Origin of the sequence: Erwinia sp. V90_4 (genome assembly GCF_029967685.1) — a bacterium.
GTDB classification, from domain to species: Bacteria; Pseudomonadota; Gammaproteobacteria; order Enterobacterales; family Enterobacteriaceae; genus Erwinia; species Erwinia aphidicola.
Map to the genome: position 1 here is coordinate 1 of NZ_JASCAQ010000043.1, position 22,944 is coordinate 22,944.

Below are 22,944 nucleotides of genomic sequence, written 5' to 3' on the forward strand. Positions count from 1 at the left end.
CGCTTTCCTCCTTCGGAGTCAACTTCTTTTTGAGAAGTTTTTCCGGCGGTTCAGATACTTCCTGAACCTCCTGAGCCGCTGGCCTGTAAGCCGTTGTGCCGTCTCAGTGGTTGCGCATTATAGACAGGCGCTTCGGGAACGCAAGCAGTAATCTTAACTTTTTTACTGCCTGCTGAAAGTTCACGCGAAACGCTGCTTTTTAGCCCTGTTTGATACGTGCCGGCAGCTCTTTCAGGCTATTTAGCACCAAATCGGCTGCGGCTTCGCCTTCAGCAGTGACGGGCTTACCGCTACGCACTAATACTTTTTTACCCACTCCAGCAGCTTTTGCCGCCAGCATGTCTTCAATCTTGTCGCCAACCATATAAGAAGAAGCCATATCAATGTTCAGCTCCTGCTGAGCAGTGAGCAACATTCCCGGCTCTGGTTTACGGCAGTCACAGGACTGGCGCAACTCTTCTACTATTGCTTCAGGATGATGCGGGCAGAAATAGATACCGTCGAGGTCGACATCGCGGTCGGCCAGTGACCAGTCCATCCATTCGGTCAGCTGCATAAACTGATCTTCACTAAACATGCCACGGGCAATACCGGACTGGTTAGTCACCAGCACCAGCGCAAAGCCCATCCTCTTCAGTTCACGCATGGCATCAATGACGCCATCGATAAACTCGAAGTTATCGATTTCAGAGACATAACCGTGATCGACATTAATAGTGCCGTCTCGATCGAGGAAAATTGCGGGGACCTTGTCAGCCACGTAGTAACTCCTGCTACAAAATTTGCCGTAGAGTATCGCATGATTGCCTGAAAAGAGAGAATGGCAGTTTGAATGACTTCGATTGATTTAGACGTCTGGATGCCTTAACATCCACTCGCCATCCCGGAAGCGCGGGATGGATTGATCATTTACGCCACGGATAATTCCCATCACGATAATAAATAACTCAATGATAAAACTTTCAAATATCACCAAAGTGTTCCAGCAGGGTTCACGAACTATCACAGCGCTGTCGGATGTCAGCCTGCACGTTCCCGCCGGACAAATTTATGGCGTGATCGGCGCATCCGGTGCGGGTAAAAGTACCCTGATCCGCTGCGTTAATCTGCTGGAGCGCCCCACTTCCGGTAGCGTGCTGGTTGATGGTCAGGACCTGACTACCCTTTCAGAAGGGCAGCTCACGCTGGCTCGCCGCCAGATTGGTATGATCTTCCAGCACTTCAATCTGCTGAACTCACGCACCGTAGCCGGCAACGTCGCGCTGCCGCTTGAGCTGGGAAATCTGTCCAGAACCGAAATTAAAGCGCGCGTCAGTGAGCTGCTGGAGCTGGTCGGCCTGTCAGACAAGCATGACACCTGGCCAGCAAATCTTTCCGGCGGCCAGAAACAGCGCGTGGCCATTGCTCGTGCGCTGGCCACCAATCCCAAAGTGCTGCTGTGCGATGAAGCCACCAGCGCGCTGGACCCGGCAACCACGCGCTCAATCCTCGAACTGCTGAAAGATATCAACCGTCGTCTGGGCATTACCATCCTGCTGATCACCCATGAAATGGATGTGGTGAAACGCATCTGCGACTGCGTGGCCGTCATCAGCAATGGCGAACTGATTGAGCAGGATACCGTCAGTGAAGTGTTCTCCCATCCGAAGACGCCACTGGCGCAGCAGTTTATTCAGTCAACGTTGCATCTGGACATCCCGGAAGACTACCTCAAGCGCCTGTCGCCAGAAGCGAGTGCGACCACCGTCCCTCTGCTGCGCCTGGAGTTTACCGGTCAGTCTGTCGATGCGCCGCTGCTTTCTGAGTCAGCACGCCGTTTTAACGTTAACAACAACATTATTAGCGCGCAGATGGATTACGCCGGTGGTGTGAAGTTCGGCATCATGCTGGCGGAGATCCACGGTGAGGCAGCCGACACCCAGGCCGCCATCGCTTTCCTGCACGAGCATCATGTAAAGGTAGAGGTATTAGGTTATGTCTGAGGCAATGATGTGGTTACTGGGCCGGGGCATTTGGGAAACGCTGATGATGACCTTTGTCTCTGGCTTTTTCGGCTTCGTGTTGGGCCTGCCAACAGGCGTTCTTCTCTATGTCACTCGCCCGGGTCAGATTGTGGCGAATGCCAAACTCTATCGCGTGCTCTCCGCTGCGGTAAATATCTTCCGCTCGATTCCGTTCATTATCCTGCTGGTCTGGATGATCCCGTTCACGCGCATTATCGTCGGCACCTCCATTGGTTTGCAGGCCGCTATCGTGCCGCTGACCGTTGGCGCTGCCCCCTTTATTGCCCGCATGGTGGAAAATGCGCTGCTTGAGCTGCCAACCGGACTGATCGAAGCTTCCCGCGCAATGGGGGCCACCCCGTTACAGATCATCCGCAAGGTTCTGCTGCCGGAAGCACTGCCGGGTCTGGTGAATGCCGCTACTATTACTCTGATTACCCTCGTCGGCTACTCAGCAATGGGTGGCGCCGTCGGCGCAGGCGGTCTGGGTCAGATTGGCTATCAGTATGGCTATATCGGCTATAACGCCACCGTGATGAACACGGTATTAGTCCTGCTGGTTGTTTTGGTGTATTTGATTCAGTTCTGTGGCGATCGCATTGTTCGTGCGGTCACCCACAAGTAAACACAACAGTAATTTCTCTCTATTTAAGGAAGGGATATGTCTTTTAATCTTAAAACGTTTGCCGCAGTAGGCGCTCTGATTGGTACCCTGGCGTTAGTTGGATGCGATCAGAAAGAGAAAGATCCAAACCACATCAAGGTTGGTGTGATCGTTGGTTCTGAGCAGCAGGTTGCCGAAGTGGCAGCCAAAGTGGCGAAAGAGAAATACGGTCTGGATGTTGAGCTGGTGACCTTCAATGACTACGTACTGCCGAACGAAGCGCTGAGCAAAGGCGATATTGACGCCAACGCCTTCCAGCATAAACCTTACCTCGATCAGCAGATTAAAGACCGTGGCTACAAGCTGGTTTCCGTGGGTAGCACCTTTGTTTACCCAATCGCGGGTTACTCTAAGAAGATCAAATCTCTGGACGAACTGCAGAACGGCGCACAGGTTGCTATCCCGAATGACCCCACTAACCTCGGCCGTTCCCTGCTGCTGCTACAGAAAGTGGGCCTGATCAAACTGAAAGAGGGTGTTGGCCTGCTGCCAACCTCACTGGATGTGGTTGAGAACCCGAAAAACCTGAAGCTGGTAGAGCTGGAAGCACCGCAGCTGCCACGTTCACTGGACGATCAGCAGATCGCACTGGCAGTGATCAATACCACTTACGCCAGCCAGATCAACCTGACTCCAGCGAAAGACGGCATCTTTGTTGAAGACAAAGACTCCCCTTACGTTAACCTGATCGTGGCGCGCGAAGACAACAAAGACGCGGAAAACGTGAAGAAATTCGTGCAGGCTTACCAGTCTGACGAAGTCAACGACGCCGCTAATAAAGTGTTTAACGGTGGCGCAGTAAAAGGCTGGTAACCAGCCGCATGCGGGCAGCGCCAGCTGCCCGCAGCTCAATAGATATTGCCAGATGTGCCTGCCTGATGCTCTCCGCTTGTTATTTCCGTTCCAGCTTGCTTCAATAACGCCACTTTATCGATCATGAGGATTTTCCCATGCGTTTTTTACCGCTCTGTTTGTTAGCGCTGACGCTGACAGGGTGTTCGTTATTCCCTAAGCCCTATGAGCCTGTTAAACCTTTTCCGCAGTCAACGCAGACCGATGCTTCCCAGGCGAAACCTGCCGCTCGCCCTGCCCCGGTAAAACTGTATACCGATGCTGCTGACCTGGTGAGCAAGCCTTTCCGTGACCTGGGTGAAGTGTATGGCGACGATTGCCAGAGCAGCTCACAGGACTCACCGCCGAATCTCGCCACCGCGCGTAAACGTATGCAGATTCGGGCATCCGCTATGAAAGCCAACGCTGTGCTGGTGCATAAATGTGAGATCGTCACCGCTGCGCAGGGCTGCTATCGTCAGGCGATTTGCCAGGGCTCCGCACTGAAAGTCAGCAATCAATGAGTGCATTCTCCTTCTCCCAGATTGGTGTGATCCACTCTCCGTGGAAGGAAAAGTTCGCCGTTCCCCGCCAGCCTGGTTTGATTCAGGATGGCGGTGGAGAACTCCACTTCGCAGCGCCGTATAACCACCCGGAAGCCGTGCGCGGCCTGGAAGCGTTCAGCCATCTGTGGCTGCTTTTTGTCTTCCATCAAACGATGGAAGGCGGCTGGCGCCCAACGGTCAGGCCCCCGCGCCTGGGCGGTAATACCCGCATGGGCGTGTTTGCCACCCGTTCGACCTTCCGCCCTAACCCCATCGGCATGTCGCTGGTCGAGTTAAAAGGTATTCGCGTTGAGAAGCAGCAGGTGATCCTCGAACTCGGCAGTCTGGACCTGGTCGACGGCACGCCGATCGTCGATATCAAGCCGTACCTCCCCTTCGCTGAGGCGCTGCCCGATGCTCGCGCCGGATTTGCCCAGCAGGCTCCGCAGGCGGACATGCCGGTGAGCTTTACGCCTGAAGCGCAGCAGCAGCTGGCTCTGCATCTGCGCCACTATCCCCACCTTGAGCGTTTTATTCAGCAGGTACTGGCGCAGGACCCACGTCCGGCCTATCGTAAAGGGGAAGAGCCCGATCGCGAATACGCCGCCTGGCTGCTGGAGTTCAACGTGCGCTGGCGCGTTACGCTTAGCGGCACCGAAGTAATTGCCATCGACCCACGTTAATTTCTTCCGGCATCTTTTGAGTCACCTGTCACGCTGGTACACTAGCGTCCACGTTTTTTTTGGCTCTCTGCGTTCATATGGAATCGTAACTCATGCGTACTACTCAATATCTGCTCTCCACACTTAAGGAGACACCTGCCGACGCTGAAGTGATCAGCCACCAGCTGATGCTGCGCGCCGGGATGATCCGTAAACTGGCTTCCGGCCTGTATACCTGGCTGCCGACGGGTTTGCGCGTGCTGAAAAAAGTCGAAAATATCGTGCGCGAAGAGATGAATAACGCCGGTGCGATTGAGATTTCCATGCCGGTGGTGCAGCCCGCGGATTTGTGGCAGGAGAGTGGACGCTGGGAGCAGTACGGCCCGGAACTGCTGCGTTTTGTTGATCGTGGCGAGCGTCCGTTTGTTCTCGGCCCAACGCACGAAGAGGTGATCACCGACCTGATCCGCAACGAGCTGAGCTCTTATAAGCAGCTGCCGCTGAACCTGTTCCAGATCCAGACTAAATTCCGTGATGAAGTGCGCCCGCGCTTTGGCGTGATGCGTTCACGTGAATTCATCATGAAGGATGCCTACTCGTTCCACACGACCCAGGAGTCGCTGCAGGAAACCTACGACGCCATGTATCGCGCCTACAGCCAGATCTTCACCCGCATGGGTCTGAATTTCCGTGCGGTGGATGCCGACACCGGTTCGATCGGCGGCAGCGCTTCTCACGAGTTCCAGGTGCTGGCACAGAGCGGTGAGGATGATGTGGTGTTCTCTACCGAGTCAGACTACGCGGCAAATATGGAAAAAGCGGAGGCCGTTGCTCCTGCTGCTGGCCGCGCTGCTGCGACTCAGGAGATGACGCAGTTCGCTACGCCGAACGCCAAAACCATCGCTGAGCTGGTTGAGCAGTATAATCTGCCGATCGAAAAAACCGTGAAAACGCTGATGGTAAAAGCCACCAAAGAGAGCGGCCATACGCTGGTTGCCCTGCTGCTGCGCGGCGACCACGAGCTGAATGAAATCAAAGCGGAGAAGATTGATATCGTTGACGCGCCGCTGACTTTCGCCACGGAAGAAGAGATCCGTGCGCTGGTCAATGCAGGTCCAGGTTCACTCGGCCCGGTCGGTCTGAATATGCCGATCGTTGCGGACCGTACCGTTGCGGCAATGAGCGACTTCAGCGCGGGTGCCAATATTGACGGTCAGCACCTGAAAGGCATCAACTGGGAACGCGACCTGCCATTACCACGCGTGGCCGATCTGCGTAACGTGGTTGAAGGCGATGCCAGCCCGGACGGAAAAGGCACGCTGCTGATCAAACGCGGCATCGAAGTGGGCCATATCTTCCAGCTCGGGACGAAGTATTCCGAAGCGATGAAAGCCTCGGTGCAGGGTGAAGATGGCCGTAACCAGATTATGACCATGGGCTGCTACGGTATTGGTATTACCCGCATCGTGGCCGCAGCCATTGAGCAGAATCACGACGAGCGCGGCATCATCTGGTCCCCGGCGCTGGCACCTTTCCAGGTGGCTATCCTGCCAATGAACATGCAGAAGTCGTTCCGCGTCAAAGAGCTGGCGGAAGAGCTGTACAGCACGCTGCGTGCCAAAGGCATTGATGTGATTCTGGATGACCGCAAAGAGCGTCCGGGCGTGATGTTTGCCGATATGGAACTGATCGGCGTGCCGCACACCATCGTCATCGGCGACCGTAATCTCGACAGCGAAGAAGTGGAATACAAATCACGCCGTGAAGGTGAGAAGCGTATGATCAAAACCAATGAAATCGTTGATTTCCTGGTGAGCGAGCTGGCGGTTTAAGATTCCCCCCGCTGAGCCACACGTTCAGAGATAAAAAAGCCACCGCATGCGGTGGCTTTTTCTTTTTAGCTGAGCGCTGTCACAGCCTGGTCTTGCTCCTGTAGCGCCCGCATCGTCTGATGGCGCTGCCAGTAGTGACTCAGGGTGTATTTAAACACCTCAATATCCTTCTTCACGCCAGGCAGACGGATCTCAGTGCGTTTTTTACCCGCTGCATTAGGCTGAACGTGTTGCAGGTACAGCACGTCAGTGCCAAAGCGGCGAATCACATTGATATTTTTGATGTTATCCCACGGCAACAACTCGGCGGTCAGTGGCTTTACAATCCCCTGATACGCGATCTCAATCTGGCTACCATCTTTCAGCGTCCAGGCAACCGGCGGAAAATGCTTCAGCACCAGCGCCGTCTCTTCCTCTCCCTCAGGCAAATAACGCCATGCCAGGCTGACTTCATGGGCGGAAGAGAAGTCACGCTCATATTTCTGCCACAGATGTTGCTCAATCTCTGCCGCTACCGGCATCAGGTCAACCCAACTCTCCGTCGGTAATTGCGCCGCGATCGCGGCGTAGCCGGTTTCATCCACCGTATAGCCGACGTTGCGCATACGCTCTGCCAGCGGTGGGTGTGAATCAAACGGGTGCGGCACATTCTGTTCACGCATCATGCCGATAAAATCCGGTGAACTGACGTGCTGTGGCAGGCCCTGAGCAATCGCTTTGCTGATACCCAGTTCATTCTGATGCAGGGTTTTATTATCAAACAGGGTCTGCTCAACTTCGCTGCGATAGCTGGCATAAGCAGAGATTTTAATCAGGGACTCGACAATCGCCGCAGGGGCAATCAGGCTGGCGGCATTACGGTCGGCAACGAATTCACGCTGGCGGCTGTTGCGCTGCCACGCCAGTTCAAACAGCATGCGATAGAGGCAAAGGGGATAATAGACCATCACCGTAGAGATATCTTTTCTCATCAGATGGAGGTACTGATCAAAACGATGGAGTTTCGGCCCCAGTAAGGCACCTGATGCCGTATCGCCTGCATGCAGATGGGTTAACTCATGCACCATGACGCCATCAGCCTGCGCGGTAGTCAACTGGCGCAGCAACGGGATGCTGACATACAGCTTGCGGCCGTCAAGGGCCTCTCCTTCGAGGCTCAAAGGCGCTTCGGTCACATAAAAGTTGGTATCGATACCGGCAATAATATGGTCCGGTGGTGCCGTTCCGACCTGCGAGGCCAGCGTATCAATGCGCGCCCACAGGGCCGGCGCTGCCTCACGCGTCACCACATCGCCTTCAACATCCTCTTCCGGCGGCAGCTTTTTGAAGATGCCCCTGATCATATAGTACATCGCGACCAGCACCAGCAGCCCCATCGCCATCACCAGCTTCGGATAATAGGTTTGGGTAAAGAATGCCGTTCCCCAGAAGGAGAGCCAGACCAGCATTCCCCCCTGAACCAGCACTTCCAGCGCACTCGCCAGCATCAGGAACGGACGTGCCAGCGTCAGGCTTTGCAACTGACCCTGACGACTTTTAAATGCCAGCATGCTGAACAGCACAATCATGCCCAGCATGACGACGCCGCCCACCAGCGTCCAGAAGGCCACTTTATCGATCATCCAGAACTGCCACAGCTCCGATTTCTCCGCACAGACGGCACTCTTATAGTCGAGCAGATCATCCGGCACTGGGCCACACGCGCTGGACGGCGGGTTCTGATGCAGGAAAGTGGTGAGTTTATTGACGTCCTGGCCCTGACCACGTGCATCATCAATAAAGAGCGCACTGTATTCCTGATCCAGTTGACGCGTGCCATATTCGGCAAACAGCAGCGTAATAGTGGGGATGAGAAAAAGCGTGACTAAAAGCCAGAGGAATACCCGGGTATATCCTTTTTTCAATGCCGTTAATTCGTTCAAGATAATAAACTCGCAATTTGTGTGTTAAAAGAAAAAGCTGCTTATATCAGGCAATAGCGAAAGAGAGATCTCTCTGCAGAATGAAAAATGGCGTGAGATCCTTCTCTGGTCATGCGTCAGCTATATTAAAACTTAGGGGAGTCAACACGACCATAAGACAATATTTTAACAGGTGCAACAAGAGGTTAACGTTGCTTTAGGATTATTTACCTGGCGCAGGAAAAGAGTGCCGTTGCAGAACGGGGAATACTCTGCAACGGAGGAGATTAATTTGAGTTAATTACAGATAAGACCTTTTAAATCACCCGGTATTATTGGCGGAATACCGTTCCGGCACTGACAGTATCTTGCGCTTATTCGCCGTCAGATGATTGAGAACAGCAGCTTTCGGCGTCGCTGCGGCAAAAAAAATAAATAACTCAGTCGCCGCGCACTTTGCCGCGCAGCGATTTGGTCGAAGCTTTGCGTGCTTTACCTTCCAGCCGACGTTTTTTGGACGCCATCGTCGGGCGCGTTGCCCGGCGAGTCTTCTCCACCACGGTGAGTTCAACAATCAGATTTTCCAGCCTTTTCAGCGCGGCTTCACGATTCATCTCCTGGCTGCGATACTCCTGGGCCTTAATAATCACCACCCCTTCCGGGGTGATCAGATGGTGGCTAACCGCCAGCATACGCTGCTGATAAAACTCAGGCAGGCTGGAAGAGCGAATATCGAAGCGCAGGTGGATCGCCGTCGAACTCTTATTCACGTTCTGGCCACCGTTGCCCTGCGCCCTGATCGCGGTGATCTCGATTTCGGCATCCGGAATAGTGACGTTACGTGATAAAACAATCATGTGCGCTTTCCGGCATCCAGCCACTGCTCGAACTGAATTTCCAGATGATGACTGTTATCTGACAACCAGATAGTGCCATCCTGAATAGTGGCCTGCAGCGTCATCGAACGCGAGGCCAGCTGCACCAGGGCGCTGAGCTGCTCGTCGCTGATATAGCGAATGGTCAGGTTATCATGCTGGGTCAGCTTATTCTGGTTCTGCTGCCACCACGGCTGAGCGGCGCGACCGTTGTAGGTATACAGCCAGACGTGCTGCGAGCGGCTACAGGCCTTTTTGATTCGGCGCTCTTCCGGCAGGCCGAGATCAACCCACACATCAATGCCGTTATGGTCGTTCAGCTGCCAGATTTCCGGCTCATCTTCCGCGCTCAGGCCGCGGGTGAAGGTCAGGCGTTCGTTGGCATGAACCAGCCATGCCAGCAGGCGCAGCATCAGCCGCTCTTCCGTTTCCGAAGGGTGACGTGCCAGCGTCAGCGTGTTGTCGATAAACACGTTACGGTCCATGTCGGCGACATTGACGGTAGCTTTATAAATCGTAGCTTTAAGTGCCATGAGGTTCCTTATTTCAATTCGCGCCTATTGTAACCTGATGAGTGAGCAAATCACCCGCTTGCGGGCTGATTTCCGATAAATGGCTGTGCTATAGTCGGATAATCGCCAGAGAAAACTCTGAAGGAGGTGCATGTGCCAAAGTATTGTGAGTTAGTTCGCCAAAAATATGCCGAGATAGGCAGTGGCGATCTGGGATACGTGCCGGACGCATTAGCGTGCGTGTTGAAAGCACTTGATGAGGTAGCGGGTAATCCTGAGCTACACTCTTCCATCAGGGAACAGGCAGCTTTTGCTGCCGCAAACTTATTGGTGAGCGACTATGTTGACGAACGAAGCGTATAAACCGATCAACTGTGATGACTACGACAATCTGGAACTCGCCTGCCAGAACAGCTGGCCCCTGTCGCTGACGCTGAAAAATGGCGAACAGCTGACGGCCAAAGCTAAAGATATGGTGTCGCGCAAAAACGTTGAATACCTCAGCATTGAGATCAATGGCGAGGAGCGCCAGCTGCGCCTCGACCATATCGACACCTTTAGCCACCCTAACCTGGGTACTGTAAAGGTCAGCGAGTCCGATTAAGCCCCGTTTTAGCCTGGCGGATCGACGATCCGCCTCTTCATCCTAAGGTTTCAACCCCGCGTAATACGCCGCCAGATCGGCTATATCCTTATCGCTTAGCCCGGCAACGAAGGCCTTCATGACTTCCGCCTGCCCGCCGCTGCGCGCACCGCTTTTGTACGCCTGTAAAGCCTGTTCAAGATACGCCTCATGCTGCCCGGCAAGGCTGGGATAGACTGGCGCAGCCGCTTTGCCGTCGGCGCCGTGGCACGCCATGCAGCGGGCTGATTTCTCCTGTCCGGCGCTGCTGTTGCCCGCGCCGAGCGCAGGCAGGCTGCACGCCAGCAGCATCAGCGCCAAAAGTCGGGTACTCATCATTGATCTCCAGTCAGTTATTTTAGCGGCACCAGTGCAGATGCCAGCAGGCTTCATTTTCCAGCGGCGCGCCCTCGCGGGTGACAAAAACGCCAATGGCGGCAATCAAACGATCGCCATAAAAAAGTAACGGGGTGCGCTCACGCAGCCAGGGCGCAACGGCCAGCTCCTGCCACAGCTTTTTCAGCGGGCGGCTGCCTGCACGCCCCTGGATGTGAAAAGCCCCCTGCGCCTGAAAACGAATAGTGACCGCTTCAGCAGGCTGCGGCGCACGCAGCGCAATGCCATGCGCCCCCAGCTGCAGCTGGCCCAGCCCGTCGGGCAGCGCTAATGGCTGCCACGGTGGCGGCCAGTTCAGGCGGATCTCACGCAGCGGCGGGTAAAGCGGTAGCCAGTAGAGGCGATCGCGGAAGCGGCGGATTTGATGGCTGCCCAACCGCAGGCGCGGCTCTGCATCCTCACGGCTGCATGCCACTTCCTGCCAGAGCCGCTGTAATGCCTCGCGCGACGGCATGCTGGCATGATGAGTGGCGATCCAGCGCCGCAGCAGCGCGGCCCGCCGTGCATCGCTCATCTCCAGCAGCGGCGCAATCGACAATGCCCCCTGCTCGTCCACCAGCAGGGCCAGCGATTCGGCCAGCAGCTCATCAAGCAGCTGCTCCTGCTCGCCGCACAGCGCGGCGCTGCGTGCCACGGCGCTGGCAAAATGCGGCCAGCGGTCATTGAGCAACGGCAGCACCTTTAAACGCAGAAAGTTGCGGTCATAGCGCGGGTCCTGATTGCTGTCATCCTCAATCCATGACAGCTGGTGATGCTGCGCCCACGCTTCCAGCTGGCTGCGGCTTACTGCCAGCAGCGGCCGCAGATGGCGATGTTGCCCCAACCAGTGCTGCTGGGGCATCGCGGCCAGACCCGCCGGGCCGCTACCGCGCTTCAGGGCCAGCAGCACCGTTTCACTTTGGTCATCAAGGTGCTGGGCGGTCAGCAGCGCCTCGTCCGGCAGCAGCAGCTGGCTGAACGCGTCGTAGCGCGCGGTGCGGGCCGCGGCTTCGATCCCGCCTGCGCGCGCATCAATCTGCACTTTCACCACCTCAAGCGGCACCTGCCACTGCGCGCACTGCTGCTCACAGTGTGCCACCCAGCTATCCGCCAGCGGATTCAGCCCGTGATGGATATGAACCGCCCGCAGCTGCAGCTCCGGCCGCTGGTTTCTCAGCAGCACCAGCTGATGCAGCAGCACGCTGGAATCCAACCCACCGCTGTAGGCCAGCAGCACAGCAGGCTGTGACGCAAGTGCGCGTTCAAGGTGGGCGATGGCAAACATGGGCGTTCCTGCAATAATGAAAAGGCTTAAATTATCGAATAATTGGCGCCCCTCGGGGGCCGACTTTGGCTGCAGCAAGGCAGCAAGTCAATGACAAATCGGTCAGGAACGGATTTGAACAGCACGGGTGCTGCCCGCAGGGTCAGCCCCAGGGAAGAGGCTCATTCATCTCCGGGAGCTTACGCCAGTGAGTGACCGGGTTGAATGCACGCAGCTCACGCAGCTGCGGCTTCAAGAATGACGGCTATTTTAAGCCTGGTAGAGCTCCAGCGGCAACCCATCCGGATCGTTAAAAAAGGTAAAACGCTTACCGGTCAGTGGGTCGACGCGGATCTCCTCACAGCGCACGCCGTGGGTTTCCAGATACTGCTTTGCGGCGTCAATATCATCGACGCTGAAGGCCAGATGGCGCAGACCACAGGCTTCCGGCTGCGTCGGGCGCGCGGGCGGCTGCGGGAAGGAGAACAGCTCAATTGTATAGTCACCATTCAGCGCCAGATCCCCTTTCCACGAATCACGCGCCTCACGGTAGACTTCTTCCATCAGGGTAAAACCGAGAATATTGCAGTAAAAATTACGACTGGCCGGATAATCCCGCGCAATAATCGCGATGTGATGCACTTTTTTTAACTGTAAACCTGACATACCTGCTCCTGTTAAACACTTCTCCGTCACGTTATCCGGCCCTCTTCGATAGCGCAATGGCATGATTCTGGAAAGCGATATCAGATAATGGCGTCCGCTTTCAGCACCCGCACCAGATACTGCCCCTCATCGGTCAGCGTCGCGCCGTGAATATCGGTTTCAAAGCCCGGATAGTGCTGCCCAATGGTACAGAGCATCAGCAGGAAATCGAGCACCGCCCGGCTCTGTTCGGTAATCACCTCCCCTGGCATTACCACAGGCACGCCCGGCGGGTAAGGCAGGATCATATTGGCCGAGATGCGCCCGACCATTTCGCTCAGCGGCACGGTCTCAACATTGCCCTTCACCTGCTGCTGGAAAGCCTGATGCGGCGTCAGCTTCATCTCCGGCAGCGTGGCAAAGGCCTGCAGCATCAGGCGCGGCAGATCGTGCTGGCGGATCAGGCTATGGATCCCCTGCGCCAGATCCTGAATGCGCGTATGACGGTAGAAGTCCGGATCCTCAGCATACAGATCCGGCAGCATATTCTTCACCCGCAGGTTGAGATCGTACGCGCGTTTGAACTCGGTCAGCCCGCGCAGTACGCTCATCGCCTTGGTTTTATCAATGCCGATGCTGAACAGGAACAGCAGATTGTACGGCCCGGTTTTCTCCACCACCACGCCGCGCTCATCGAGGAACTTCGCCACCAGCGCCGCCGGGATCCCCTGTTCCGCCATCTCGCCCAGCTCGCTCATACCCGGCGTCAGGATCGTCACCTTGATCGGGTCGAGGTACATATGGTCGGCATCAGCATCGCGGAAGCCGTGCCACTCCTCTTCACCGGGCTGAATAGGCCAGCACTCCGGTTCATCAACCCCTTCCGGCTGCCAGATATCAAAGAACCAGCCGTCCGACTCTTCACGCAGGCGCTGTACTTCGCGGCGGAAATGCAGCGCCCGCTCCACGGAACGGTTAATCAGGCGCTTGCCGGGATTGCCGCGCAGCATCGCGGCGGCAGTCTCTATCGAGGCGACAATCGCATAGTTTGGCGAGGTGGTGGTGTGCATCATGTAGGCTTCATTAAAGGTCTGTTCGTCGTACTCGCCTTTAATGTGGATCAGCGAAGCCTGCGAGAACGCCGCCAGCAGCTTATGCGTCGACTGCGTTTCGTAGATCACCTTGCCCGGCGTGCGCTCGCCGCTCATGCCGCTCAGCCCCTGATAGATCGGGTGGAAGTTGGTGTACGGCACCCACGCAGAATCGAAGTGGATCGACGGCACGTCCAGCGTCTCTTTAATGTACTGCGTGCTGTACAGCAGCCCGTCATAGGTGGAGTTAGTGATTACCGCATGCACCGGCCAGCTGGCGCGCGGCGTTTGCGCCACTTTCAGCGCGATACTCTCTTTGGTGAATTCGCGTTTGGGGATGCCGCCGAGGATGCCGAGCGCGTTACGCGTCGGTTTTAGCCAGATAGGAATAATGTCGCTCATCATCAGCAGATGAGTCAGTGATTTGTGGCAGTTGCGATCCACCAGCATCGTGCTGCCCGCCGGAGCAGCGTACATGCCGACGATTTTGTTCGACGTTGAGGTACCATTTGTCACCATATAGCTCTGCTCCGCGCCGAAGGTACGGGCAACATACTCCTCAGCCTCAAGATGCGGGCCGGTATGATCGAGCAGCGAACCCAGCTCGGTGACGGAAATAGAGATATCTGCTTTCAGCGTGTTCGCGCCAAAAAAGTCATAAAACAGGCTGCCAACCGGGCTTTTCTGGAAGGCCGTTCCCGCCATATGCCCCGGGGTACAGAAGGTGTACTTGCCCTCTTTGACATAGGTAAATAGCGCTTTGGTCAGCGGTGGCGTAATGGTATCGATATATTCATCAGTATAGTGGCGGATGCGCTGCGAGATCTCTTCGGCGGCGCTCAGCGCATACTCGAAGAACCACAGGGTCATGCGCATTTCGTTAATGCTGACGTCCATCGTCGAATGAGTATTGATAAAGGCATACAGCGGCAGATATTCATTTAGCTGGTTGATTTCGCTGCACAGTTCGAGGCTGTGCTCGTCCCAGTCGAACACCACGCCGCAGATACGCGGATTATGCTCAATCAGTTTTAGCAGGTCGCTGGCATCGTGCGGATAGATGGTCTGAAAGCCCTGGAGTTTTAACGCGGCGTCAAGCTCTCGGATGGGTTCATCTTTGTAAAAGGCGTTTTGCGGTCCCACGATCGCGATAATATTCAATGCTTATCTCCTGCTGTAGGGACGAGGCACGCCTCGTCCGATACATAATCAAAACATAAGCATAGCGGATTTAGCCCTGCGGGTAAGCCTTCGCAATGTTTGCCTGCGCACTCATCGCCAGCTGGGCGGCGACATCCTGCAGCACATAGAGGTCGCGGCGACGCGTCCAGCTCTGGTCAGAGTGCACATCGTACCAGGCTGGCAGGCCAATGCCCCTCGGAGCAAACCCCTTCACCTTGCGCCCGGCACAGGTGAGAATGCAGCGCTTGACGTGGTCGCGATGACCGATCACTGCGGCCTTGCCCATTGAAGCCGGATCGTTGTGGTAATACTTCTCGACGATCTCCTGCACCACGCCGTCAGTGCTCAGGTACACCAGCTTGCCTGTGTCATCCCAGTAGGGTTCGATCGAGATAATATCTTTACGCGGGATGTACGAAAACTCCGGCTCATACAGGCAGCGGGCAATTTCCCACTGCACAAACATCGGCAGGTGTTTTTTATGCCAGACGGCAGCACAGCAGCGCGCCAGCTCTCTATTCATCGGCCCCGGCAGCGCCAGCTTGTCAGGATCATGCTCGGCGTTTGGACGGTTACCAAAGGCAAAAGCAATCAACAGGCTGGCCTCATGAATAAAGCCTGAAGGCGGGGTCATATTAAAACCGGCATCGGTGATAAACGGCGCCAGAATCTCTGCGGTACGGCGATCGCACAGCTGCTCGCTGAGCTTATGGATGGCCTCGTGTTCAAAGTTAGCGCACTGAGAGGCACAATGGGTGAGAGGTTGATTTTCCATCTTATGTTTCTTCCTGTGGTTGAGAGGAAACCTAAGACTAAAGTAAGGAGGGGCAGGCGACCACGCGCCAGGAGATGGCACAACGTAAAGCAGGGGCGCGGTGTGCCGCGCCCCACAGAATCAAGCGTAACCGTAGCTCATCAGACGCTGATAACGACGGTCCAGCAGTTCGGCTTTGGTCAACTTATCCAGCTCGGCCAGGTCGGACAGCAGCTGAGCCTTCATCGTTGCGCCAATCGCCAGCGGGTCGCGATGCGCGCCACCCAATGGTTCAGGCAGCACGGTGTCGATCAGCTTCAGCTCTTTCAGGCGCGGGGCGATAATGCCCATCGCTTCCGCCGCCAGCGGTGCTTTATCTGCGCTTTTCCACAGAATAGAGGCACAGCCTTCCGGCGAGATCACCGAGTAGGTGCTGTACTGCAGCATGTTGACTTTGTCACCCACGCCGATAGCCAGTGCACCACCGGAGCCGCCTTCGCCGATAACGGTACAGATCACCGGAACCGTCAGGCCAGACATCTCACGCAGGTTACGGGCGATGGCTTCAGACTGACCGCGCTCTTCTGCACCGACGCCAGGGTAAGCACCCGGGGTGTCGATAAAGGTGATGATCGGCATGTTAAAACGCTCGGCCATCTCCATCAGACGCAGCGCTTTACGGTAGCCTTCTGGCGCTGGCATACCGAAGTTACGACGGATCTTCTCTTTGGTTTCACGCCCTTTCTGATGACCAATGATCATCACCGGACGGCCTTCCAGACGCGCAATACCCCCGACGATAGCTTTATCATCAGCGTAGGCACGGTCGCCCGCCAGTTCGTCAAAGTCGGTAAACACATTGCGGACATAGTCCAGCGTATACGGGCGCAGCGGATGACGCGCGAGCTGCGCGATCTGCCAGGCACCTAAATCGGAGAAGATTTTACGTGTCAGCTCCACGCTTTTATCGCGCAGACGCTGAACTTCTTCATCCAGATTAATATCCAGTTTTTCATCGTGACGGCCAACCGACTTAAGCGAATCGATCTTCGCTTCAAGTTCTGCGATTGGCTGTTCGAAATCCAGGTAATTAAGACTCATAATAATCCTGTTTTAGTCAAACTCCAGTTCCACCTGCTCCGATCCTATCAACGACCGAAGATCGTTCAGCAAACGATCGCTCGGCGACACGCGCCAGGTTGCACCGAAGCGCAACTTCGCCCGCGCATCCTCTCTCTGATAGTAGAGATGTACCGGAATTGTCCCCGAACGATGGGGTTCCAGGGATTGACGGAGACGGTTCAAAAGCTGGTCATCAATTTGCCTGTCCGTCAGCGAGATAGCAAGCCCGCGCGCATATTTTTCGCGTGCTTCATCAATGTCCATCATATCGCGGGCCATCATTTTAAGCCCGCCGTTGAAGTCATCGAAGCTGACCTGCCCGCTAACGATCAGGATACGGTCCTTCTCCAGCATATGCTGGAACTTATCTAATGCATCTGTAAATAACATCACTTCCAGACGACCGGAACGGTCATCCAGCGTGCAGATGCCAATACGGTTGCCGCGCTTTGTCACCATCACGCGGGCCGCCACCACCAGACCGGCTGCGGTGGTCATTTTACCACGCTCGGTCGGGTGCATGTCTTTCAGGCGCTGTCCACCGACATAGCGCTCAATCTCTTTCAGATACTGGTTGATGGGGTGACCGGTCAGGTATAGCCCTAACGTTTCACGCTCCCCATCCAGCTGAATCTGTTCCGGCCACGGCGTGACGTCGGAATAGGATTTCTCGACCTGCTCTGGCGCTTCGGCCAGCACGCCGAACATATCGGCCTGGCCAATCGCTTCCGCTTTCGCGTGCTGATCGGCGGCTTTCAGCGCATCGGGCAGCGCGCTCATCAGCGCCGCACGGTGCGGGCCTAAGCGGTCAAACGCCCCGGACATAATCAGCTTTTCCAGCACCCGCTTATTCAGCTTTTTGGTGTCGGTACGCGCACAAAGGTCAAACAGCTCGCGGAAATAACCGCCTTCGTTACGCGCTTCGATTATCGCCTCGATTGGGCCTTCACCGACGCCTTTAATGGCGCCGATGCCGTAAACAATTTCGCCGTTCTCGTTGACGTGGAACTGATACTGCCCGGAGTTAATATCCGGCGGCAGCACCTTCAGCCCCATGCGCCAGCACTCATCCACCAGCCCGACCACCTTCTCGGTGTTGTCCATATCGGCGGTCATTACCGCTGCCATAAACTCGGCCGGGTAGTGCGCTTTCAGCCACAGCGTCTGATAAGAGACCAGCGCATAGGCGGCGGAGTGCGATTTGTTAAAACCATAACCGGCGAATTTCTCCACCAGGTCGAAAATCTTGATCGCCAGCTCACCATCGATGCCGCGCGCTTTCGCACCGTCTTCAAAGCCGCCACGCTGCTTAGCCATCTCGACCGGGTTCTTTTTACCCATCGCACGGCGCAGCATGTCCGCGCCGCCCAGGCTGTAACCCGCCAGCACCTGAGCAATCTGCATCACCTGTTCCTGATACAGGATAATGCCGTAGGTCGGCTCCAGCACCGGTTTCAGCGACTCGTGCTGCCACTGAATGTCCGGGTAGGAGATCTCTTCACGGCCGTGCTTACGGTCAATAAAGTTATCTACCATGCCCGATTGCAGCGGACCGGGGCGGAACAGGGCGACCAGCGCGATCATATCCTCGAAGCAGTCGGGCTTCAGGCGTTTGATCAGATCTTTCATGCCGCGTGATTCGAGCTGGAACACCGCTGTGGTTTCCGAGCGTTGCAGCATATCGAAACTTTTTTTATCTTCAAGCGGAATCGCCGCGATATCGATCGGCGGCTCGCCCTCTTTTTCACGCCTGGCGTTAATCATCGCCAGCGCCCAGTCAATGATGGTCAGCGTTCGCAGCCCCAGGAAGTCGAACTTCACCAGCCCGGCATATTCCACATCATTTTTATCAAACTGGGTAACCGGATGATTACCGTTTTCGTCACAGTAAAGCGGGGCAAAATCGGTAATTTTAGTCGGCGCGATCACCACGCCGCCGGCGTGTTTACCGGCGTTACGCGTCACGCCTTCCAGCTTGCGCGCCATGTCGATCAGCGCCTTAACCTCTTCATCTGCCTCATAGATTTCCGGCAGCTGTGGTTCAGCAGCAAAGGCTTTTTCCAGCGTCATGCCCGGGTCAGGCGGCACCAGTTTCGAAATGCGGTCGACGAATCCGTACGGGTGCCCCAGCACGCGCCCTACGTCGCGGATGACCGCTTTCGCCGCCATGGTCCCGAAGGTAATAATCTGCGATACCGCCTGGCGACCGTACATATCGGCCACGTGCTCAATCACCAGATCGCGCTTCTCCATGCAGAAGTCGACGTCAAAGTCGGGCATCGAAACACGTTCCGGGTTGAGGAAACGTTCGAACAGCAGGTCAAACTCCAGCGGGTCGAGGTCGGTAATTTTCAGCGCGTAGGCCACCAGAGAACCGGCACCGGAACCACGTCCCGGCCCCACGGGCACGTCGTTATCCTTCGACCACTGGATGAATTCCATCACGATCAGGAAGTAGCCCGGGAAGCCCATCTGGTTGATCACGTTAAGCTCAATTTCCAGACGTTCATCATATTCTGGCCGCTTTTCGCGGCGTACCTGCTCGTCCGGGAACAGGAACGCGAGGCGCTCTTCCAGCCCCTCGCGCGATTTCATCACGAGGAAATCTTCGGTGCTCATTTCCCCGGTCGGGAACTGCGGCAGGAAGTATTCGCCAAGGCGAATGGTGACATTGCAGCGGCGGGCTATCTCAACGCTGTTTTCCAGCGCTTCAGGGATGTCCGAGAACAGCTCGCACATCTCCTCTTCCGTGCGCATATACTGCTGCGGGCTGTAGCTGCGCGGGCGTTTCGGGTCGTCAAGAGTGAAACCATCATGAATGGCAACGCGTATTTCATGCGCGTCAAAGTCTGACTCCTGCAGGAAGCAGACCTCGTTGGTGGCCACCACCGGGATGCCGTTGGCAATCGCCAGCTCCACCGCGGCGTGCAGATAGGTCTCTTCGTCCTGACGACCGGTACGGATCAGCTCAAGGTAGTAGCGATCGGCAAAATGTTGCTGATAAAACGCCAGACAGTCGGCAACCAGCGCCGTGTTGCCGCGCAACAGCATTTTGCCAACATCGCCACGACGCCCGCCGGACAACAGAATAATCCCCTGCTGATGTTCAACCAGCCAGTCGCGATCGATCGTTGGGCCTGCCGGACCATAGCCACGCTGGTAGGCGCGCGAGATCAGCAGCGTCAGGTTTTGGTAGCCTTCGTTATCCGCTGCCAGCACGGTGATATGCGACAGCTCGTCACCCATTGCTTCACTGGCAACATTAAAATCAGCGCCGATAATCGGCTTCATGCCCTGACCGTGAGCCGTGCCGTAAAACTTCACCAGGCCGCACAGGTTGGTGAAGTCGGTAATCGCAATCGCCGGCATTCCCAGTTTCGCTGCGTTTTTCACCAACGGGCCCGTTTTGGCTAGCCCATCGATCATGGAGTAGTCGCTGTGAACGCGTAAATGAATAAAACGAGGTTCGGCCATCTGGGATTCCGTTAAAACTAGGGATGAAAATTACAGCGTGCGGACTACCGACGCGCTGACTTCGGCATCCAGCAGCGCATTGCGCACCGGGGCAAAACTGCGGCGATGCTGCGGAGTCACGCCATGCTGCGTCAGTTTTTCCATATGTAGCGCGGTTGGATAACCTTTGTGCTGAGCGAAGCCATATTCAGGATACAGCAGATCGAGCTGTGCCATCTCACGGTCGCGCGTCACTTTTGCAATAATCGAGGCGGCGCTGATTTCGCGCACCAGACTGTCGCCCTTCACCACGGCCTGGCTCGGCATCGGCAGCGGCGGGCAGCGATTGCCGTCAATCAGCACAAAGTCCGGCGTCAGGTGCAGCCCGGCAACCGCACGCTGCATTGCCAGCATGGTGGCGTGCAGGATATTGAGCTGGTCAATCTCTTCCGGCTCGGCACGGCCCAAACTCCAGCTTAACGCTTTCTCGACGATCTCATCAAACAGCGCCAGACGGCGTTTTTCCGACAGCTTTTTTGAATCGGCGAGCCCGATAATCGGACGAGCCGGATCGAGGATCACCGCGGCGGTGACCACGGCGCCCACCAGCGGACCACGCCCTACCTCATCAACGCCGGCAATCAGCGCGGCATTAGGGTAAATAAATTCACTCACGGGCATAACTCCAGTACGGCAGCGGCGGCCTGTTCGTCGGCATTCCAGCGGATCTGGTGGTGCAGCTCGGCAAAGGTTGCCAGCAGCCGATCGCGCGTTTCACCGGCAGCCAGCAATGGCTCTAACGCAGCGGCCAGCTGCTCAGGCTGGCACTCATCCTGCAGCAGCTCTTTCACCAGTTCGCGCCCGGCCAGCAGGTTCGGCAACGAGACATAATCGGTTTTCACCAGACGTTTCGCCAGCCAGAAGGTAAACGGCTTCATGCGATACCCCACCACCATCGGGCATTTTGCCAGCATGCACTCCAGCGCGGCAGTGCCGGAAGCCAGCAGTGCGGCATCGCTGGCCACCATTGCGGCGCGGCCTTTGCCGTCCAGCAGGTGCATCGGCAGATCGGGGGCAACTTCGGCTTTAATCGCTTCAAACTGTTCGCGCCGCTTGGGGTTCACCAGCGGCACGACGATCTCCAGCTGCGGATATTTCGCCCGCAGCAGCATCGCCGTCCGCAGGAAGTCAGCGCTGAGCATTTCAACTTCTGCCCCGCGACTGCCCGGCAGCAGAGCCAGGCATACTGCATCTGACGCAATACCCAGCTCGCGGCGTGCCGCCTGTTTATCCGGTTCAATCGGCATCGCATCAGCCATGGTATGGCCGATAAAACGACAGGGAACATTGAAGCGATCGTAGAAGGCTTTTTCAAACGGCAGGAACGCCAGCACCAGATCGGTGGAGCGGCCAATTTTGAACACGCGCTTCTGGCGCCACGCCCAGACCGAAGGGCTGACGTAATGAATGGTACGAATACCCTGCTGTTTCAGCTTCCCTTCGAGAGTGATATTGAAATCAGGGGCATCAATGCCGACGAAAACATCCGGCTTCAGGGCGGTAAAGCGGCGGGTCAGGTCGCGGCGGATGTGCAGCAGGCGACGCAGACGGCCCAGCACCTCAACGATGCCCATAACCGCCAGCTCTTCCATCTCATACCAGGCTTCACACCCTTCGGCCTGCATCAGCGGGCCGGCAACGCCGACAAAACGTGCGTCAGGATGCTTCTCTTTCAGCGCGCGGATAAGACCGGCACCAAGAATATCGCCGGAGGTTTCTCCGGCGACAAGGGCAATCGTTAAGGGATGCTTTGGCATGAGTTAACGAATCAGACCCCTTGTGGAGCGGGCAAAGAAGTCATAAAACGGCTGAACTTCCGGATGCGCTTTGGCGATTTCAGCAATCTCCGGCTTCACTTCATCCAGCGTCTTGCCGCTGCGGTACAGCAGCTTATACGCAGCAGTAATCGCATGCAGTGCCTCTTTGCTGAAGCCACGGCGCTTCAGGCCCACCAGGTTAACGCCGAACGGCGTGGCATGGTTGCCCTGAGCAATGACGTAAGGAGGAACGTCCTGCGCCACACCGGAGCAGCCGCCGACCATCACGTGCGCGCCGATAACGCAGAATTGATGCACCGCCGTCATACCACCAATGATGGCATGATCGTCCACTGAAACATGGCCCGCCAGCGTCGCGTTGTTGGCCAGAATACAGTGATTACCCACCACGCAGTCGTGCGCCACGTGCGCATTCACCATCAGCAGATTGTCGTTGCCGACTTTCGTCAGCCCTTCAGCCTGTGAGGTGCCACGATGAATGGTCACGCTTTCACGAATGCGGTTACGGTCGCCAATCTCAACCCGGGTAGGTTCACCCGCGTATTTCAGATCCTGATTAGCTTCACCGATCGAAGCAAACTGGTAGATGGTGTTGTCTTTACCTATTGAGGTGTGACCATTGACCACTACATGAGATTTCAGAACGGTGCCTTCACCGATCGAGACGTTCGCACCCACGGTACAAAACGGACCAATCTGGACACCCGCACCAATAATGGCGCCTTCTTCTACGATCGAGCTGGGATGAATTACGGCGGTGCTATCAATCACGA

The 22,944-nt window shown here is 56.2% G+C and carries 22 protein-coding genes; 8 read left to right on the plus strand and 14 right to left on the minus strand.

The genetic code is table 11. The features are described from left to right. Positions 1-199: 199 nt before the first annotated feature. Positions 200-760 carry a D-glycero-beta-D-manno-heptose 1,7-bisphosphate 7-phosphatase gene (gmhB, locus tag QLG07_RS09930; protein ID WP_282469141.1) on the minus strand — a complete coding sequence of 187 codons (561 nt, stop codon included), beginning with the start codon at positions 758-760 and terminating at the stop codon, positions 200-202. 190 nt (positions 761-950) lie between these two features. Here gmhB and metN point away from each other — a divergent pair, with 190 nt between their 5' ends. From metN to proS, 6 genes are all read left to right on the plus strand, one after another. Continuing rightward, positions 951-1,982: a methionine ABC transporter ATP-binding protein MetN gene (metN, locus tag QLG07_RS09935; protein ID WP_099755068.1), complete on the plus strand. Its 1,032-nt coding sequence runs from the start codon at positions 951-953 to the stop codon at positions 1,980-1,982. After that, the gene (locus QLG07_RS09940; protein WP_048915019.1) at positions 1,975-2,628 is read left to right on the plus strand and encodes a methionine ABC transporter permease MetI; all 654 of its coding nucleotides are present in this window, start codon (positions 1,975-1,977) and stop codon (positions 2,626-2,628) included. The genes metN and QLG07_RS09940 overlap by 8 nt, the downstream gene beginning before the upstream one ends. Positions 2,629-2,664: 36 nt before the next feature. Beyond that, positions 2,665-3,480, plus strand: coding sequence for a MetQ/NlpA family lipoprotein (locus QLG07_RS09945; protein ID WP_048915018.1), 816 nt, complete (start codon positions 2,665-2,667; stop codon positions 3,478-3,480). A gap of 137 nt (positions 3,481-3,617) precedes the next feature. Then, positions 3,618-4,022 carry an Rcs stress response system protein RcsF gene (rcsF, locus tag QLG07_RS09950; protein ID WP_048915017.1) on the plus strand — a complete coding sequence of 135 codons (405 nt, stop codon included), beginning with the start codon at positions 3,618-3,620 and terminating at the stop codon, positions 4,020-4,022. Further along, a complete protein-coding gene (gene tsaA / locus QLG07_RS09955; RefSeq protein ID WP_282469142.1) occupies positions 4,019-4,726 on the plus strand; it encodes a tRNA (N6-threonylcarbamoyladenosine(37)-N6)-methyltransferase TrmO in 708 nt (235 codons plus the stop codon). The genes rcsF and tsaA overlap by 4 nt, the downstream gene beginning before the upstream one ends. A gap of 92 nt (positions 4,727-4,818) precedes the next feature. After that, positions 4,819-6,537, plus strand: coding sequence for a proline--tRNA ligase (gene proS / locus QLG07_RS09960; RefSeq protein ID WP_191149489.1), 1,719 nt, complete (start codon positions 4,819-4,821; stop codon positions 6,535-6,537). Between the two features lie 65 nt (positions 6,538-6,602). On the opposite strand, the gene QLG07_RS09965 is transcribed toward proS, so the two are convergent. From QLG07_RS09965 to QLG07_RS09975, 3 genes are all read right to left on the minus strand, one after another. Further along, positions 6,603-8,459 carry a M48 family metallopeptidase gene (locus QLG07_RS09965; RefSeq protein ID WP_282469143.1) on the minus strand — a complete coding sequence of 619 codons (1,857 nt, stop codon included), beginning with the start codon at positions 8,457-8,459 and terminating at the stop codon, positions 6,603-6,605. A 419-nt stretch (positions 8,460-8,878) separates the two neighbouring features. Then, positions 8,879-9,295: an alternative ribosome rescue aminoacyl-tRNA hydrolase ArfB gene (gene arfB / locus QLG07_RS09970; RefSeq protein WP_048915013.1), complete on the minus strand. Its 417-nt coding sequence runs from the start codon at positions 9,293-9,295 to the stop codon at positions 8,879-8,881. Beyond that, a complete protein-coding gene (locus QLG07_RS09975; protein ID WP_048915012.1) occupies positions 9,292-9,846 on the minus strand; it encodes a YaeQ family protein in 555 nt (184 codons plus the stop codon). Before QLG07_RS09975 ends, arfB begins: the two co-directional genes overlap by 4 nt. Before the next feature lie 132 nt (positions 9,847-9,978). Here QLG07_RS09975 and QLG07_RS09980 point away from each other — a divergent pair, with 132 nt between their 5' ends. Both QLG07_RS09980 and rof read left to right on the plus strand, forming a co-directional pair. Then, positions 9,979-10,188, plus strand: a complete 210-nt coding sequence (locus tag QLG07_RS09980) for a YaeP family protein (RefSeq protein ID WP_099754171.1) — start codon at positions 9,979-9,981, stop codon at positions 10,186-10,188. Further along, positions 10,166-10,429 (plus strand): Rho-binding antiterminator, encoded by a 264-nt coding sequence (rof, locus tag QLG07_RS09985; protein WP_282469144.1) that lies wholly within the window; start codon positions 10,166-10,168, stop codon positions 10,427-10,429. Before QLG07_RS09980 ends, rof begins: the two co-directional genes overlap by 23 nt. A gap of 42 nt (positions 10,430-10,471) precedes the next feature. Here the strand turns inward: rof and QLG07_RS09990 are convergent, their stop codons facing one another. From QLG07_RS09990 to lpxA, 10 genes are all read right to left on the minus strand, one after another. Continuing rightward, the gene (locus tag QLG07_RS09990; RefSeq protein ID WP_282469208.1) at positions 10,472-10,783 is read right to left on the minus strand and encodes a cytochrome c; all 312 of its coding nucleotides are present in this window, start codon (positions 10,781-10,783) and stop codon (positions 10,472-10,474) included. 22 nt (positions 10,784-10,805) lie between these two features. Further along, a complete protein-coding gene (tilS, locus tag QLG07_RS09995; RefSeq protein ID WP_282469145.1) occupies positions 10,806-12,107 on the minus strand; it encodes a tRNA lysidine(34) synthetase TilS in 1,302 nt (433 codons plus the stop codon). 249 nt (positions 12,108-12,356) lie between these two features. Beyond that, positions 12,357-12,752: a VOC family protein gene (locus QLG07_RS10000; protein ID WP_282469146.1), complete on the minus strand. Its 396-nt coding sequence runs from the start codon at positions 12,750-12,752 to the stop codon at positions 12,357-12,359. Positions 12,753-12,832: 80 nt separating this feature from the next. Further along, positions 12,833-14,983, minus strand: coding sequence for a lysine decarboxylase LdcC (locus QLG07_RS10005; RefSeq protein WP_062820897.1), 2,151 nt, complete (start codon positions 14,981-14,983; stop codon positions 12,833-12,835). A 70-nt stretch (positions 14,984-15,053) separates the two neighbouring features. After that, positions 15,054-15,779: a hypothetical protein gene (locus QLG07_RS10010; protein WP_222941245.1), complete on the minus strand. Its 726-nt coding sequence runs from the start codon at positions 15,777-15,779 to the stop codon at positions 15,054-15,056. 120 nt (positions 15,780-15,899) lie between these two features. Beyond that, positions 15,900-16,859: an acetyl-CoA carboxylase carboxyl transferase subunit alpha gene (accA, locus tag QLG07_RS10015; RefSeq protein ID WP_048915006.1), complete on the minus strand. Its 960-nt coding sequence runs from the start codon at positions 16,857-16,859 to the stop codon at positions 15,900-15,902. A gap of 12 nt (positions 16,860-16,871) precedes the next feature. Beyond that, on the minus strand, positions 16,872-20,354 hold the full coding sequence (gene dnaE / locus QLG07_RS10020) for a DNA polymerase III subunit alpha (RefSeq protein ID WP_062818111.1): 3,483 nt from the start codon (positions 20,352-20,354) through the stop codon (positions 16,872-16,874). Positions 20,355-20,384: 30 nt separating this feature from the next. Beyond that, positions 20,385-21,008, minus strand: a complete 624-nt coding sequence (gene rnhB, locus QLG07_RS10025) for a ribonuclease HII (protein ID WP_099754172.1) — start codon at positions 21,006-21,008, stop codon at positions 20,385-20,387. Beyond that, positions 21,005-22,150 (minus strand): lipid-A-disaccharide synthase, encoded by a 1,146-nt coding sequence (lpxB, locus tag QLG07_RS10030; RefSeq protein WP_048915004.1) that lies wholly within the window; start codon positions 22,148-22,150, stop codon positions 21,005-21,007. The genes rnhB and lpxB overlap by 4 nt, the downstream gene beginning before the upstream one ends. 3 nt (positions 22,151-22,153) lie before the next feature. Then, complete coding sequence (lpxA, locus tag QLG07_RS10035; protein ID WP_048915003.1) at positions 22,154-22,942, minus strand: acyl-ACP--UDP-N-acetylglucosamine O-acyltransferase; 789 nt, start codon at positions 22,940-22,942, stop codon at positions 22,154-22,156. Positions 22,943-22,944 lie beyond the last annotated feature (2 nt).